This window comes from Kitasatospora sp. NPDC004240 (genome assembly GCF_053603215.1).
In genome coordinates, this window is record NZ_JBSGFD010000022.1 from 12,209 (window position 1) to 27,715 (window position 15,507).

Annotated in this window: 14 protein-coding genes and 1 pseudogene; 1 reads left to right on the forward strand and 14 read right to left on the reverse strand. The window is 71.7% G+C overall.

Going from position 1 to position 15,507, the window contains the following annotated elements:
- Positions 1–204: 204 nt before the first annotated feature.
- The 5 genes from ACWEQL_RS08870 to ACWEQL_RS08890 form a co-directional block, all read right to left on the reverse strand.
- A complete protein-coding gene (locus ACWEQL_RS08870; RefSeq protein ID WP_452149501.1) occupies positions 205–1,035 on the reverse strand; it encodes a MetQ/NlpA family ABC transporter substrate-binding protein in 831 nt (276 codons plus the stop codon).
- Positions 1,036–1,109: 74 nt separating this feature from the next.
- On the reverse strand, positions 1,110–1,847 hold the full coding sequence (locus ACWEQL_RS08875) for a methionine ABC transporter permease (RefSeq protein ID WP_452149502.1): 738 nt from the start codon (positions 1,845–1,847) through the stop codon (positions 1,110–1,112).
- Positions 1,844–2,869 carry a methionine ABC transporter ATP-binding protein gene (locus tag ACWEQL_RS08880; RefSeq protein WP_452149503.1) on the reverse strand — a complete coding sequence of 342 codons (1,026 nt, stop codon included), beginning with the start codon at positions 2,867–2,869 and terminating at the stop codon, positions 1,844–1,846. Before ACWEQL_RS08880 ends, ACWEQL_RS08875 begins: the two co-directional genes overlap by 4 nt.
- 546 nt (positions 2,870–3,415) lie before the next feature.
- Entirely contained in the window at positions 3,416–3,919 is a 504-nt protein-coding gene (locus ACWEQL_RS08885) for a GNAT family N-acetyltransferase (RefSeq protein WP_452149504.1), read from the reverse strand.
- Positions 3,920–4,138: 219 nt separating this feature from the next.
- Positions 4,139–5,362, reverse strand: coding sequence for an RNA-guided endonuclease InsQ/TnpB family protein (locus tag ACWEQL_RS08890; RefSeq protein ID WP_452149505.1), 1,224 nt, complete (start codon positions 5,360–5,362; stop codon positions 4,139–4,141).
- Between the two features lie 33 nt (positions 5,363–5,395).
- On the opposite strand from ACWEQL_RS08890, the pseudogene tnpA reads away from it, so the two are divergent.
- Positions 5,396–5,805, forward strand: a pseudogene (gene tnpA / locus ACWEQL_RS08895) (IS200/IS605 family transposase).
- A gap of 70 nt (positions 5,806–5,875) precedes the next feature.
- On the opposite strand, the gene ACWEQL_RS08900 reads toward tnpA, so the two are convergent.
- The 9 genes from ACWEQL_RS08900 to ACWEQL_RS08940 all read right to left on the reverse strand — a co-directional run bounded on the left by ACWEQL_RS08900 (position 5,876) and on the right by ACWEQL_RS08940 (position 15,506).
- Positions 5,876–6,154 (reverse strand): RNA polymerase sigma factor, encoded by a 279-nt coding sequence (locus ACWEQL_RS08900; protein ID WP_452149506.1) that lies wholly within the window; start codon positions 6,152–6,154, stop codon positions 5,876–5,878.
- 77 nt (positions 6,155–6,231) lie between these two features.
- A complete protein-coding gene (gene argH / locus ACWEQL_RS08905) occupies positions 6,232–7,656 on the reverse strand; it encodes an argininosuccinate lyase (protein WP_452149507.1) in 1,425 nt (474 codons plus the stop codon).
- Positions 7,657–7,787: 131 nt separating this feature from the next.
- Entirely contained in the window at positions 7,788–8,981 is a 1,194-nt protein-coding gene (locus tag ACWEQL_RS08910; protein ID WP_452149508.1) for an argininosuccinate synthase, read from the reverse strand.
- Between the two features lie 215 nt (positions 8,982–9,196).
- Positions 9,197–9,745 (reverse strand): arginine repressor, encoded by a 549-nt coding sequence (locus ACWEQL_RS08915; protein ID WP_452149509.1) that lies wholly within the window; start codon positions 9,743–9,745, stop codon positions 9,197–9,199.
- A 17-nt stretch (positions 9,746–9,762) separates the two neighbouring features.
- Positions 9,763–10,971, reverse strand: a complete 1,209-nt coding sequence (locus ACWEQL_RS08920; protein ID WP_452149510.1) for an acetylornithine transaminase — start codon at positions 10,969–10,971, stop codon at positions 9,763–9,765.
- On the reverse strand, positions 10,968–11,843 hold the full coding sequence (gene argB, locus ACWEQL_RS08925; protein WP_452149543.1) for an acetylglutamate kinase: 876 nt from the start codon (positions 11,841–11,843) through the stop codon (positions 10,968–10,970). The genes ACWEQL_RS08920 and argB overlap by 4 nt, the downstream gene beginning before the upstream one ends.
- A gap of 93 nt (positions 11,844–11,936) precedes the next feature.
- The gene (argJ, locus tag ACWEQL_RS08930; protein ID WP_452149544.1) at positions 11,937–13,091 is read right to left on the reverse strand and encodes a bifunctional glutamate N-acetyltransferase/amino-acid acetyltransferase ArgJ; all 1,155 of its coding nucleotides are present in this window, start codon (positions 13,089–13,091) and stop codon (positions 11,937–11,939) included.
- 29 nt (positions 13,092–13,120) lie between these two features.
- Positions 13,121–14,149, reverse strand: a complete 1,029-nt coding sequence (gene argC, locus ACWEQL_RS08935; protein WP_452149511.1) for an N-acetyl-gamma-glutamyl-phosphate reductase — start codon at positions 14,147–14,149, stop codon at positions 13,121–13,123.
- A 145-nt stretch (positions 14,150–14,294) separates the two neighbouring features.
- The gene (locus ACWEQL_RS08940; RefSeq protein WP_452149512.1) at positions 14,295–15,506 is read right to left on the reverse strand and encodes a methyltransferase; all 1,212 of its coding nucleotides are present in this window, start codon (positions 15,504–15,506) and stop codon (positions 14,295–14,297) included.
- Position 15,507 lies beyond the last annotated feature (1 nt).

Below are 15,507 nucleotides of genomic sequence, written 5' to 3' on the forward strand. Positions count from 1 at the left end.
GGGTCGTGGACACACCGTACGCCTCGCCGCGCCACGCCGTCGTCCGGGCGCGTCCCGCGGTGCACGGATCGCACGACGGTACGTCAGATCGCGTCCTGTCGGTGCGTCACTACCTGCATACTGCCCGACCGGGCCCCCGCCGGGATGCGGCGGGGGCCCGGTCGGGGGCGTACGGCGGAGGGCGTCCGGGCTCGGCGGGGCCGGTCAGAACGCCGGGATGACGGAACCCTTGAAGGTGTCGTCGATGTACTTCTTCACCTCGGCCGAGTGCAGCAGGGTGACGAGCTTCTGGACCCGGGGGTCGTTCTCCTTGCCCTTCTTGACCGCGATGATGTTGGCGTACGGGTTGCCCTCGGCCTTCTCCAGGACCAGGGCGTCGGTGGCCGGCTTCAGGCCGGAGTCGAGCGCGTAGTTGCCGTTGATGACGGCAGCGTCGAGGTCACCGATGGAGCGGGGCAGCTGGGCGGCCTCCAGCTCCTTCCACTTGAGGTTCTTCGGGTTGCCGGTGACGTCGGCGGGGGTGGCTGCGGTGCCGACGCCCTCCTTGAGGGTGATGATCTTGTTGTCGGCGAGCAGCTTGAGCGCGCGGCCCTCGTTGGTGGCGTCGTTGGGCAGGCCGACGGTGGCGCCGTCGGCGAGCTCGCCGATGCTCTTGACCTTCTTGGAGTAGACGCCGAGCGGCTCCAGGTGGACCGTCCCGACGGAGACGATCGTGGTGCCACGCTTCTTGTTGAAGTCATCCAGGTACGGCACGTGCTGGAAGTAGTTGGCATCGGCCGAGCCGTCCTGCACCGCCGTGTTGGGGGTCACGTAGTCGGTGACCTCCTTGATGGTGAGCTTGAGGCCGGCCTTCTCCGCGAGGTTGTCCTTGACGTACTTGAGGACCTGGCCGTGCGGGGTGGGGCTGGCGACGACGGTCAGCGCCGCGTTCGGGTCGGAGGACCCGGCGGAGTCGCCGTTGCTGCCGCAGGCGGCGAGCGAGAGGGCGAGGCCGGCGGTCGCGAGGACGGTGATGGACTTCAGGGCGTTGCGCACGAAAAGTGCCTTTCTGCGTGGTGCGGGGAACCGCGTCCGGGGATCGGACGGGGGAGGTCTGGGGGGGGTGGGCCTCAGGAGCCGACGAGGGTCTTGTCGCCGGCGGGCGCCGGGGTGGCGCCGCGCGGGCGCAGCAGCCGGGTGCGGGCCGGGCGGCCCCGGTGGGAGAGGCGCCGGACGGCGTAGTCGCCGATCAGCTGGACGACGGTGACGATGATCACGAGCTCGGCGACGATGACCCACATGAAGGCGGTCTCGAAGCGGAAGTAGCCGTAGTTGATGGCCAGGGTGCCGAGCCCGCCGCCGCCGACGGCGCCGGCCATGGCGGAGTAGCCGATCAGCGTGATGACCGTGGTGGTGACGGAGGCGACGAGGCCGGGCAGGGCCTCGGGGACCAGCGTCTTGCGGACGATGGTCCAGGCGGAGCCGCCCATCGCCTGGACGGCCTCGACCAGGCCGCGGTCCACCTCGCGGATCGAGGTCTCGACCAGGCGGGCGAAGAAGGGGATCGCGCCGATGGTGAGCGGCACGGTCGCGGCCTCCCAGCCGATGGAGGTGCCGACCAGCCAGCGGGTGAAGGAGATCAGGGCGATCATCAGGATGATGAACGGCACCGAGCGGACGATGTTGACGACCGCGCCGAGCACCTTGTTGACCGGCCGGTTCTGCAGCAGGCCGCCCTTGTCGGTGAGCACCAGCAGGATGCCCAGCGGAAGGCCGATCAGCACGGTGCCGACGGTGGCGACGCCGACCATCTGGAAGGTCTCCCAGGTGGCGGGCCACATCAGTTCCTGCATCTGGTCCCAGGTCATGCCACCGCTCCGTCCGTCACGTCGATCACGTCCACCTGCAGGCCCTGCTCGCGCAGGTAGCCGATCGGCACCACGTTGTCCTCGCGGCTGCCGGACAGTTCGACCCGCATCCGGCCGACCATCCGGCCGGCGATGGTCTCGACGGCGGCACCGAGGATGTTGATGTCGATCTGGTAGGTGCGGGCGAGCTGGGAGACGAACGGCTGCCCGGAGGTGTCGCCCTGGAAGGTGATCTCCAGCACGGTGCCGCCGGGGTGGCCGGCGCCGAACTCGCTGAGCGGGAACAGCTCGCGGGCCAGCTCGGAGCCGGGCCTGGCCAGCAGGTCGGTCAGCGCACCGGACTCGACCACCCGGCCGCCGCGCATCAGGGCGGCGGAGTCGCAGACGGACTTGATGACGTCCATCTCGTGGGTGATCAGCAGCACGGTGAGGCCGAGCTGCTGGTTGAGGTCGCGCAGCAGCTTGAGGATCGAGCGGGTGGTCTCGGGGTCGAGCGCCGAGGTGGCCTCGTCGGAGAGCAGCACCTTGGGGTCGCCGGCCAGGGCACGGGCGATGCCGACGCGCTGCTTCTGGCCGCCGGAGAGCTGGCCGGGGTAGCTGCGGGCCTTGTCGGCGAGGCCGACCAGGTCGAGCAGTTCGGCGGCCTTGCGGCGGCGCTCGGTGCGGTCCAGTCCGATGATCTCCAGCGGGAGTTCGACGTTCTGCTGGACCGTGCGGGAGGAGAGCAGGTTGAAGTGCTGGAAGACCATGCCGATCCGGCGGCGGGCCTCGCGCAGCTCCCGGCCGGCCCGGTTCTCGCCGCCGGGCAGGGCGGTGAGCTCGACGCCGTCCACGGTGACGGTGCCGGAGCTGGGGCGCTCCAGCATGTTGACGCAGCGGATGAGGGTCGACTTGCCGGCGCCGCTGGTGCCGACGACTCCGTAGACCTCGCCGGGGCGGACGTGCAGGTCGACGCCGGCGAGGGCGGTCACCTCGCGGCCGCTGGAGCGGTAGACCTTGGTGAGGTCCTTGGTGGTGATCACAGCTGCTTCCGTGGGTCGGGGGCGGACGGCGCGGGACCGCCGGACCGGGTCGCGGTCGGCGATGGGGTACGGCGTCGCACCGGGAGGATCGGGCCCGGCGCCCCTCCGGTCGTCACCGCCGGACCGGCGGGCCGCGCGACGGCGCGACCCCACGGCTCACCGCGGGACGGCAGGGGACGTCAGGGATCGCCACCCGCCCGTACGCGGGCAGGCGGAGGGAGGGGGGTTCCGGTGGGGAGCGCGCTCACGAGGGGAGCGGCGGGGTCTCGCTTCGGGGCGCGAGAAGAGGAGCGATGGCCCTCAGCGGTGACACATTCGACGGCACATGGCACTCTCACCTGCCGGCAGGGTGCCGGTGGGGGTCCATTTCGTCGTCGCAGTCATGTGAGCCAGTAAATCAGACGAATCGATTCGGTCCCAATCATCAGGACCAGCTGTCCGCAATGCGGACGGATATCTCCGTGACCAGCGGAAACACCGGCCCGGCGCGGCCACTGGAGGTCCAGATGGTGGCGGCGCCGGGCCGGTGAGGGGTTGCGACGGGGTTCAGGCGGTACGCGCGAGCGGGGAGTCCGCGGGCTTCTCCAGGTGCACCAGGCTGATCCGCCCGCTCACCTGCTCCACCGTGGTCTGGCGGTATCCCTGGCGGGTGTACAGCCGCAGGTTGGCCAGGCTGCGGTGACCGGTGAAGAGCCGGTACGCCGTCACCGGGCGGCCGTCCTCGGCCAGCCGGCGCTCCAGGGCCTCCAGCAGGCGTCCGCCCAGTCCGTGCCGCTGCATCCGGGGGTGCACCACCAGACGCCCTATCCGGCCGATGCCGTCCGGGCCGACCTGTCCGCGCACCGTCCCGACGACCTCGCCGCCCAGCCGGGCCACCAGGACGTGCTGCTCCTCCAGTTCACCGCGCAGGCTCTCCAGGCTCTGCGTCAACGGCTCGATGGCCCAGTCGCCGTACAGCTCGGCCTCGCTCTGGTAGCCCAGGTACTGGAGCTTGAGGATCTGCTCCGCGTCCTCGGCGTCCGCCGACTCGATGATCACGCTCATGCCCATGTGCGGGGGCCTCCCCATCGTCGTGCCCGGCGCGCAAACGTGAGGGTGTCGCACCGGATGCCCTGCCGGAGATGTCCCGGCCGGGGATCGGCCCTGACCGGGGGTGGCGCACGAACGTATCAGCAAGCGCCACGTTCGCCACCGCTCTACCCGCGTGTCAGCTGCTCTCAACCTTCCGGACCCCTAACGTGGCGAGGGTCACTTGACGTCCTCCAGACCCTAAAGGGTCTGGATTCCTACCACCGGCATGTGCCGATCTCGGTGGGTTCCTGCTTCAACGCGCTGCGCCGGAACGGGGCCGGCCTTACCTGCGCTCCACGAGGCGTTTAGCCTGTCCGCCCGTCCGGCGGCCAGAATGTTGCGAGCGGCGTTCACGTCCCGGTCGTGGACACTCCCGCAGTCCCCACACGTCCATTCACGGACGTTGAGGAGCTTGGGTCCGTCCTTGATCCCACAGGCCGAGCACACCTGCGAGGTGGGCTCGAAGCGTCCGATCCGGCCGAAGTACCGGCCGTGCTTGACGGCCTTGTACTCCAGCATCATCACGAACTGCGACCATCCGGCGTCGTGCACGGACTTGGCGAGCCGGGTCCTGGCGAGGCCCTTCACACTGAGGTCTTCGACGTACACCGCTTGGGTCTCGCGGATGATCGAAGTGCTCAGCTTGTGCTGCCAGTCCCTGCGCCTGTCCGCCACACGGGCGTGCTGCCGGGCCACCTTCCTGCGGGCCTTGGCCCGGTTGCTGCTGCCCTTCGCGCACCGGCTGAGGGCCTTCTGCATCCGCTTGAGCTTCTTCTCCGCACGGCGCAGGAACGTCGGTGACTCCGCCTTGCGGCCGTCGGACATGACGGCGAAGTGGGTGAGGCCGAGGTCGATGCCGGTCTCGGTGTCCGACTCGGGCAGGATCTCCGGGTCCGTCTCGACCACGAACGACACCCAGTATCGGTCGGCGGCGTCCTTGGTGACCGTGACCGAGGTCGGGGCGGCCGGAAGCGTGCGGGACCAGCGGATCTCCAGGTCCCCGACCTTGGCGATGTACAGCTTGCCGTTGTCGCGCAGGTCGAAGCCGTTGGCGGTGAGCCGGATCGACTGCTTGTTGTCCCGCTTCGACCTGAAGCGCGGCGGGGCGACCTTCGGCCCCTTGCGCCTGCCGGTGAGGGAGGAGAAGAAGTTCCGGTAGGCGGTGTGCAGGTCCCGCAGGGCCTGCACCAGCACCACCGAGGACACCTCACCCAGCCACGCCCGTTCCCCGGTGCGCTTGGCGGCGGTGATGACCTGCTTCTGGAGATCGGTGTCCCTGATGTACGGCAGCCCCGCCGCGTGGGCTTCCCGACGAGCACGCAACCCATCGTTGAAGACCACCCGCGCACACCCGAACGCACGGGCCAGCGACTGTCGCTGACCTGACGTCGGGTACGCCCTGAAGTTGTACCTGAGCTGCACACACCAGATCATATCGTTTGTCCCGTAAGTGAGCTGACGGATCATCGGCATGGCCGAACGGTGGTTTCGGTGCAATGCAGGTGCACTTGGCCTTTGTGACGAAGTACCGGCGCGGAGTCCCGGACGAGGAGATGCCGACGACCTGCGAGGAGATCATGCGGAAGGTCTACCAGGACTTCGAGGCGGAGTTGAAGGAGTTCAATGGCGAGAAGAACCACGTGCCCCTGCTGATCGACCACCTGCCGAAGGTGGCCGTCTCCGGCCTCGTGAACAGCCTCAAGGGCGTGTCCGCCAGGCTGCTGCGCAAGGAGTACACGTACGCGATGAACCGGGCCATCATGCACGGACACCCGTGGTCGCCGTCCTACTTCGCCGCGTCCTGCGGCGGGGCACCGCTGGCGATCATCCGCGAGTACATCGAAAACCAGCAGCGCCCGTCGTAGAACGCTCCGCGCTACGGACCGAACCGGCTAGCCCCGCCCTGAGGGACGGGGCTTGCGCCGGACATGCGGGTCAATCCCGGTGGCTGTGCAGCACCGTGCGCAGCCGGGCCAGGCAGCGGGAGCGGGTCGGGCCGATGGAGCCGCGCGGCAGGCCGAGCCGGTCGGCGAGCTCGGCGTAGCTGAGGTCGGGATCCTCGGCGAGGGCGGTGAGCAGTTCGGCGCAGCGCCCGGGCAGCGAGGCGACCGCCGCCCAGAGCTCGCGGTCGCGCTGCCGGGCGAGCACCTGCTCCTCGGCGGACGGGGTCCGCGGGACGTCGGCGGAGGGGGCACGGGGGGCGTCGGCACACATACCCGGTACGACGCGATCCCGCCGCGGCCGGTCACGGCCTCGGCGGGATCGGTGCCCGAAAGTGGTTCCCGTACGGGTCAGCCCCGGACCCACTCCTGCTGGGCGGCCAGGTCGGCCTTCACCTCGGCGAGCTGGACGGCGACGGCGCTCGGGGCGGTGCCGCCGCGGCCGCTGCGCGCGGCGATGGCGCCGTGGACGCTGAGCACCGAGCGGACCTCGGGTGTCAGGTGCTCGGAGATTGCGGCGAACTGCTCGTCCGTCAGGTCGGAGAGCTCGATGCCCTGCGCCTCGCAGACCTTGACGCAGGCCCCGGCCACCTCGTGCGCGACCCGGAACGGCACGCCCTGCTTGACCAGCCACTCGGCGATGTCGGTGGCGAGCGAGAAGCCGGCCGGGGCCAGCTCCTCCAGGCGGGCCCGGTGGACGGTGAGGGTGGCCATCATCCCGGTGAAGGCGGGCAGCAGCACCTCCAGGGTGTCGCAGGAGTCGAAGACCGGCTCCTTGTCCTCCTGGAGGTCCCGGTTGTAGGCGAGCGGGAGGGCCTTGAGGGTGGCCAGCAGGCCGGTCAGGTTGCCGATCAGGCGGCCGGACTTGCCGCGGGCCAGCTCGGCGATGTCCGGGTTCTTCTTCTGCGGCATGATCGAGGAGCCGGTGGAGAAGGCGTCGTGCAGCGTGATGAAGCCGAACTCCTTGGTGTTCCAGATGATCACCTCCTCCGCGATCCGGGAGAGGTTGATCCCGATCATCGCCGTCACGAAGGCGAACTCGGCGACGAAGTCCCGCGAGGCGGTGCCGTCGATGGAGTTGCCCACCGAGCCGCGCTCGAAGCCCAGGTCGGCGGCGACCGCCTGCGGGTCCAGGCCCAGCGAGGAGCCGGCCAGCGCGCCGGAGCCGTACGGCGAGACGGCGGTGCGGGCGTCCCACTGGCGCAGCCGCTCGGCGTCCCGGCCGAGGGCCTGGACGTGGGCGAGCACGTGGTGGGCGAAGAGGACGGGCTGCGCGTGCTGGAGGTGGGTGCGGCCCGGCATGGCGGTGTCGGGGTGCGCCTCGGCGAGGCCGACCAGGGCGTGCTGGAGGTCGAGGATCAGCCCGCCGATGGTCCGCGCGTGGTCGCGCAGGTACATCCGGAACAGCGTGGCGATCTGGTCGTTGCGCGAGCGGCCGGCCCGCAGCTTGCCGCCCAGGTCGGGGCCGAGCCGCTCCAGCAGGCCACGCTCCAGCGCGGTGTGCACGTCCTCGTCGGCGATGGTGCCGGTGAAGGTACCGGCGGTCACGTCGGCGAGCAGCTGGTCGAGCCCGGCCAGCATGCCGGCCAGTTCCTCGTCGCTCAGCAGCCCCGCCTTGTGCAGCACCCGGGCGTGCGCCTTGGAGCCGGCGATGTCGTACGGCGCCAGGCGCCAGTCGAAGTGCACCGAGGCGGAGAGCTTGGCCAGCGCCTCGGACGGGCCGTCGGCGAAGCGAGCGCCCCAGAGGCGGACGTCTGCGGGCTGTTCGGACGACATCGCGTGGCTCCTTGCTGAGGTACGGCGGGGGTGCGAGGGGTACAGCGGGTGCGGAGGCGGGGCGGGGTGCGGAGGCGGGGCGGGCGGGGCCCCGGCCGTCGGGGGAACGGCCGGGGCTGTCACGGGGACCGTCAGCCGAGGTCGCGGCGGGCGGCGATCTTCGAGGAGAGGCCGAAGATCTCGATGAAGCCCTTGGACATCGACTGGTCGAAGGTGTCGCCGGTGTCGTAGGTGGCGAGGTTGAAGTCGTACAGCGACTGGTCGGACTTGCGGCCGTTGACCACCGCGCGACCACCGTGCAGGACCATCCGGATGTCGCCGGAGACGTGCTGGTTGGCCTCGTCGACGAAGCCGTCCAGGGCGCGCTTGAGCGGCGAGAACCAGAGGCCGTCGTAGACCAGCTCGGCCCAGCGCTGCTCCACCTGCCGCTTGTAGCGGGCGAGTTCGCGCTCGACGGTGACGTTCTCCAGGGCCTGGTGGGCGGTGATCAGGGCGATCGCGCCGGGGGCCTCGTAGATCTCGCGGGACTTGATGCCGACCAGCCGGTCCTCGACCATGTCGAGGCGGCCGACACCCTGCGCGCCGGCGCGCCGGTTGAGCTCCTCGATGGCCTGCAGGACGGTCACCTTGCGGCCGTCGATCGCGACCGGGACGCCGGCCTCGAAGGTGATGACGACCTCGTCGGCCTCGCGCGGGGTGGCCGGGTTCTGGGTGTACTCGTAGACGTCCTCGATCGGGGCGTTCCAGATGTCCTCCAGGAAGCCGGTCTCGACGGCCCGCCCGAAGACGTTCTGGTCGATCGAGTACGGGGACTTCTTGGTGGTGGCGATCGGCAGGCCCTTGGCCTCGGCGAAGGCGATCGCCTTGTCCCGGGTCATCGCGTAGTCGCGGACCGGGGCGATGCACTTCAGGCCCGGGGCCAGCGAGTTGATGCCGACCTCGAAGCGGACCTGGTCGTTGCCCTTGCCGGTGCAGCCGTGGGCGACGGTGGTGGCGCCGTGCTTCTGCGCGGCGGCGACCAGGTGCTTGACGATGACCGGCCGGGAGAGGGCCGACACCAGCGGGTACTCGCCCTGGTACAGCGCGTTGGCCTTGAGGGCCGGCAGGCAGTACTCGTTGGCGAACTCCTCGCGGGCGTCCGCGACCTCGGCCTCGACGGCACCGCAGTCCAGCGCGCGCTGGCGGATGACGTCCAGGTCCTCGCCGCCCTGGCCGACGTCGACGGCGACGGCGATGACCTCGGCGCCCGTCTCCTCGGCGATCCAGCCGATGCAGACGGACGTGTCCAGACCGCCCGAGTAGGCGAGTACGACGCGCTCGGTCACGGCTTTCTCCTTCACAACTGTGCGAACAGGTTTACGGCGATTGGCATAAGTATGCACTACACCGTATGAAATTCAAAACACGTGGGGGAAGTCGCTCCGCCCGGGCCCGGGAACCGGCCCTGAGCTGGTCGGATACGCCGAACGGCCCGGCCCCGGCGCGCTCGGCGGCGACGACGGGACCGGGCCGGACCACACCGGAGCGGCTCGGCGCCGGGCTACTGGGCCTTGGCCTGGGCCAGCTGCATCAGATGGTCCGCCAGGGCCTGCCCGCCCGCCGGGTCACGGCTGATCAGCAGCACGGTGTCGTCGCCCGCGATGGTGCCGATGATCTCGAAGACCTCGGCCTGGTCGATCGCGGACGCCAGGAACTGCGCGGCGCCCGGCGGGGTGCGCAGCACCACCAGGTTGCCGGAGGCGGTGGCGGAGACCATGAGCTCGCCGGCCAGCCGGGCCATCCGGCCCTCGCTGGCCGACTCCCCCATCGGCGCGCGCGGCGTGCGGTCGCCGCCCTCGGCCGGGACGGCGTAGATGAGCGCGCCGTCCCGGTTGCGGATCTTCACCGCGCCCAGCTCGTCCAGGTCCCGGGAGAGGGTGGCCTGGGTGACCACCAGTCCGTCATCGGCGAGCAGCTTGGCGAGCTGGCTCTGCGAGCGAACGGGCTGGCGGGTGAGCAGGTCCACGATCCGCCGGTGACGCGCGGTGCGGGTCTGCGGGACCTGCGGCGTCGGGCCGACGGTGGAGTGGTCGGAGCTGGGTACGGTCATGTGCTTATTCTCCCGGACTACGTACGGTCCGCAGCCGCCGGGGCGCCCTCGCGGACCGCCCGCAGGACGGCCGGCAGGGCCGCCAGGAACGCGTCCGCCTCCTGCTCGGTGAGCACCAGCGGCGGCACCAGCCGGACGGCGTCCGGGACGGCCGCGTTCACCAGGAAGCCCGCCTCCTGCGCGGCGGCCTGCACCTTCGCGGAGACCGGCTCGGTCAGCACGATGCCCAGCAGCAGCCCGGCGCCGCGCACGTGGGAGACCAGCGGGTCGCCGATCGCCTCGATGCCCTCGCGCAGCCGCTCGCCGATCTTGCGGGTGTGCTCCAGCAGGCCCTCGGACTCGATGGTGTCCAGCACCGCGAGCGCGGCGGCGGCGACCACCGGGTTGCCGCCGAAGGTGGTGCCGTGCTGCCCGGGCGTGAGCAGGTCGGCGGCCTCGCCGAAGGCCAGCACGGCGCCGATCGGCAGCCCTCCGCCGAGCGCCTTGGCGAGCGTGACCACGTCCGGGTCGACGCCTTCCTCGGCCTGGTGGGCGAACCAGTACCCGGTCCGGCCGACGCCGGTCTGGATCTCGTCCAGCACCAGCAGGGTGCCGGTGGCGCGGGTGATCTCGCGGGCGGCCCGCAGGTAGCCCCCGGGCAGCGGGACCGCGCCGTTCTCGCCCTGGATCGGCTCCAGGAAGACGGCCGCGGTCTCCGTGGTGACGGCCGCGCGCAGCGCCTCCACGTCGCCGAACGGGACGTGGGTGACCTCGCCCGGCAGCGGCAGGAACGGCGTCCGCTTGGCCGGCTGGCCGGTGAGCGCGAGCGCGCCCATCGTCCGGCCGTGGAAGCCGCCCTCCAGGGCGACCACATGGGTGCGGCCGGTACGCCGGCTGATCTTGAAGGCGGCCTCGTTGGCCTCGGCGCCGGAGTTGCAGAAGAACACCCGTCCGGGGCGGCCGGCCAGCGTCAGCAGCCGCTCGGCCAGCGCGATGGTGGGCTCGGCCATGAAGAGGTTGGAGACGTGGCCGAGGGTGCCGATCTGCCGGGTCACCGCCTCGACGACGGCCGGGTGGGCGGTGCCCAGCGCGTTGACCGCGATCCCACCGACCAGGTCGGTGTACTCCTTGCCGTCGGCGTCCCAGAACCTGGCGCCCTCGCCGCGCACCAGCGGGAGCCGCGGGGTGCCGTAGTTGTCGGTGAAGGAGTGCTGCCAGCGTTCGGTGAGCTGCTGGTTCGCGGTCATGCCAGTCCCCCGGTCACGGTCGTCTCGTCGTCCGGCACGACCATCGTGCCGATGCCCTCGTCGGTGAAGATCTCCAGCAGGAGCGAGTGCGGCACCCGCCCGTCCAGGACGCGGGCGGTGCCCACGCCGGAGCGGACGGCGCGCAGGCAGCCCTCCATCTTGGGCAGCATGCCGCTGGCCAGGCCGGGCAGCAGCGCCTCCAGTTCGCCCGCGTTCAGCTGGCTGATCACGTCGTCGGAGTCGGGCCAGTTCTTGTACAGGCCCTCGACGTCGGTCAGGATGACCAGCATCTCGGCGCCCAGGGACACCGCGAGGGCGGCGGCGGCGGTGTCGGCGTTGATGTTGTAGACGTGGCCGTCGGCGCCCCGGGCGATCGAGGAGATCACCGGGATCCGGCCGTCGCCGATCAGCGCCTTCACGGCGCCGGCCTCGATGTTGACGATGTCGCCGACCAGGCCGATGTCCACCTGCTCGCCGTCGACCACCGCGTAGCGCTTGACGGCGGTCATGGTGTGGGCGTCCTCGCCGGTCATGCCGACCGCGAACGGGCCGTGCTCGTTGAGCAGGCCGACCAGCTCGCGCTGGACCTGACCGGCCAGCACCATCCGGACCACGTCCATGGTCTCGGGGGTGGTGACCCGCAGGCCGTTGGTGAAGGAGGACTCCAGGCCGAGCTTCTCCAGCTGGGCGCTGATCTGCGGGCCGCCGCCGTGCACGACCACCGGGTGCAGCCCGGCGTAGCGCAGGAAGACGACGTCCTGGGCGAAGGCGGCCTTGAGCTCCTCGTCGACCATGGCGTTGCCGCCGAACTTGATGACGACGGTCTTGCCGTGGAAGCGCTCCAGCCAGGGCAGCGCCTCGATCAGTGTCATGGCCTTGGGCAACGCGGTGTTGTTGCGGGCCTGTTCGCCCTTGGGTGCGATCTGCACGGTGTGTCCCCGGGTTCCGTGTTCGACTGTGCGGGATCAGGTGGAGTAGGCGCTGTTCTCGTGCACGTAGTCGGCGGTGAGGTCGTTGGTCCACACGCTGGCCGCGGCCGGGCCGGCCTTGAGGTCGGCGGTGATGACCACCTCGCGGCCCTTCATGGAGACCAGGTCGCGGTCCTCGCCGACGCTGCCGTCGCGGCAGACCCAGACACCGTTGATGGCGACGTCCAGGCGGTCGGGGTCGAAGGCGGCGGAGGTGGTGCCGATCGCGGCCAGCACCCGGCCCCAGTTGGGGTCCTCGCCGTGGATGGCGCACTTGAGGAGGTTGTTGCGGGCGATGGTGCGGGCGACGTCCACGGCCTCGTCCTCGGTGGCCGCGCCCACCACGTCGATCCGGATGTCCTTGCTCGCACCCTCGGCGTCGCCGATCAGCTGGCGGGCCAGGTCGGCGCAGACCGTCCGGACGGCCTCGTCGAACTCGGCGCCGTCCGGGGTGACGCCGCTGGCACCCGAGGCCAGCAGCAGCACGGTGTCGTTGGTGGACATGCAGCCGTCGGAGTCCGCCCGGTCGAAGGTGACCCGGGTGGCGGCGCGCAGCGAGGCGTCCAGGGCGGCGGCGTCCACGGCGGCGTCGGTGGTGAGGACGACCAGCATGGTGGCCAGGCCCGGGGCGAGCATGCCGGCGCCCTTGGCCATCCCGCCGACGGTCCAGCCGGACGGGCTGGTGACCTGGGCGGTCTTGTGGACGGTGTCGGTGGTCTTGATGGCGATCGCGGCGGCCTCGCCGCCGGTGGCGGTGAGCGCGCCGGCGGCCAGGGTGACGCCCGGCAGCAGGATGTCCATCGGCAGGCGCACACCGATCAGGCCGGTGGAGGCGACGGCGACCTCGCCGGCGTTCAGGCCGAGCTCCTCGGCCACCTTCTCGGCGGTGGCGTGGGTGTCCTGGAAGCCCAGCGGGCCGGTGCAGGCGTTGGCGCCGCCGGAGTTGAGGACGACCGCGGAGACCTGACCGCCCTTCAGCACCTGCTGGGACCAGAGCACGGGGGCGGCCTTGACCCGGTTGGAGGTGAAGACGCCGGCGGCGGCGAGCGAGGGGCCGTCGTTGACGACCAGGGCGAGGTCCGGGGTGCCGGAGGCCTTGATGCCGGCGGTCACGCCGGCGGCGCGGAAGCCCTTGGCCGCCGTGACTCCCACGTCGGCGGCCGCGTTGGTCGGGTCTTCGGTCACGGTGCGACTCCGTTCAGGGGCAGGCCCAGCTCTTCGGGCAGGCCGAGGGCGATGTTCATGGACTGCACCGCGCCGCCGGCGGTGCCCTTGACCAGGTTGTCGATCGCGCTGATCGCGATGATCCGTCCGGCGGTCTCGTCCAGCGCGACCTGCACCAGCGCGGCGTTGGAGCCGTAGACGCTGCTGGTCTGCGGCCACCGCCCCTCGGGCAGCAGGCGGACGAAGGGCTCGCCGGCGAAGGCCTCCTCGTACGCGGCGCGCAGGCCCTCGGCGCTCACGCCGGGCCGGGCCTTGGCGGAGCAGGTGGCGAGGATGCCGCGGGGCATCGGGACCAGGGTCGGGGTGAAGGAGACGCTGACCGGCTCGCCCGCGAGCGGGGTGAGGTTCTGCGCCATCTCCGGGGTGTGGCGGTGGCCGCCGCCGACGCCGTACGCGCTGACGTTGCCCATCACCTCGCTGCCCAGCAGGTGGGTCCTGGCGGCCTTGCCGGCGCCGGAGGTGCCGGAGGCGGCGACGATCACGGCCTCGGGCTCGGCGAGCCCGGCGGCGTACGCGGGGAACAGCGCGAGCGAGACGGCGGTCGGGTAGCAGCCGGGGACGGCGATGCGGTTGCTGCCCTTGAGCGCGGCGCGGTGGCCGGGCAGCTCGGGCAGCCCGTACGGCCAGGTGCCGGCGTGCGCGGAGCCGTAGAACTGCTCCCAGTCGGCGGCGGCCCTGAGCCGGAAGTCGGCTCCGCAGTCGACGACCAGCGTGTTCGCGCCGAGGGCCTCGGCGACGGCGGCGGACTGGCCGTGCGGCAGCGCCAGGAACACCACGTCGTGCCCGGACAGCACCTCGGGCGTGGTCTCCTCCAGCACCCGGTCCGCCAGCGGCAGCAGGTGCGGCTGGAGCGCCCCGAGTTCGGTGCCGGCGTTGGAGGCGCCGGTGAGCGCCCCGATCTCCACCTCCGGGTGGCCGAGCAGCAGGCGCAGGACCTCACCGCCCGCGTACCCGCTCGCACCGGCGACGGCGACTCGCAATGCCATGGCGTTCCTCCTAGGTCGTGGCATGAATATACGCAGCACGGAACATTCATGCAAGGAGTTCATGCGGGGGCCACCTCTTTCACACGGGTGGCCCGGCCGCACGCGCGGGGGTCCCGGCCGTCGCGCGGGCGGCCGGGGGCGGGGGTCAGCGCTTGACGGCCCGCAGGACGACGAACTTGGGGTTGCCCGCGACCAGCTCGCAGTCGCCGAACAGACGGCGCAGCTTGACGTGGTAGCCGAGGTGGCGGTTGCCGACCACCCAGAGCTCGCCGCCCGGGCGCAGCGCGCGGCGGGAGGTGGTGAACATCCGCCACGCGGTGGCGTCGGTGGTGGCCTGGTGGGAGTGGAACGGCGGGTTGTTGAGCACCACGTCCACCGAGCCGGGTGCCAGGGTGTCGCCGGCCAGGGCGTCCGCGGCCAGGAACTCGGCCGGCGCCCCGGGGCCCAGGTTGGCACGGAAGGTGGCCTCGGCCGAGGCGACGGCCTGGTGGGACTCGTCCACGAAGACCAGCTCGGCCGAGGGGTTGGCCAGCGCGGCGGCGGTGCCCACCACGCCGTTGCCGCAGCCCAGGTCGACGATCCGGGCGCCCGGGGCGGTGGCCGGCAGGTGACCGAGGAGGAAGCGGGTGCCGATGTCCAGCTTCTCGGCGCAGAAGGTGCCCGCGTGGTTGGTCACCGTACGGCCGGAGGCGGCCCCGATGTCGTCCGGGAGCGCGTAGCTGTGCGGCCAGGGGTTGGGGCCGGGGTCGAGCGCGGGGTCCGGGGTACAGAGGATCAGCCGGGCCTTGCGGACGGCCAGCGAGGTGCGGGTCGGGCCGAGGATCCGCTCGAAGAGCCGCAGCGTGGAGGTGTGGATCTCGGTGACCATGCCGGCGCCGACGACCAGGGTGCCCGGGTGGACGGCCGGGGCGAGCCGGTGCAGCTGGTCCTCCAGCAGCGCGAGGCTCTTGGGGACGCGCACCAGCAGCACGTCGATCCGCTCGGGCGGGGTGTCCCGGGTGGTGAGCAGCCGGACGGCGTCCGGGGCGGCGCCGGACCGGGCCAGGTTGGCCGCGGTGGCCCGCTGGCCGAGGTGGGAGTCCCCGATCTGGACGGGCCGGCGGTCGGCCAGCGCGGTGGCGAGCGCGCCCCAGCGGTCGCCGACGATCACCACCGAGCGCCCGTCGAGCTCGGCCGCCCGTCCCTCGGCGCTGTCCGCCAGGCCGGCGAGGTGGCGCAGCAGGTAGTGGTCGGCGGCGTCCCAGGCGCGCAGCCGCTCGCGCGGGTCCTCCGGATACCGGGTGAGGGCGAACTCTCCCCAGGGGGTGTCGAAGGGCTCGACGGCTGGGGTGGCGGCGGGCGTGCTGAGGCGGTTCATC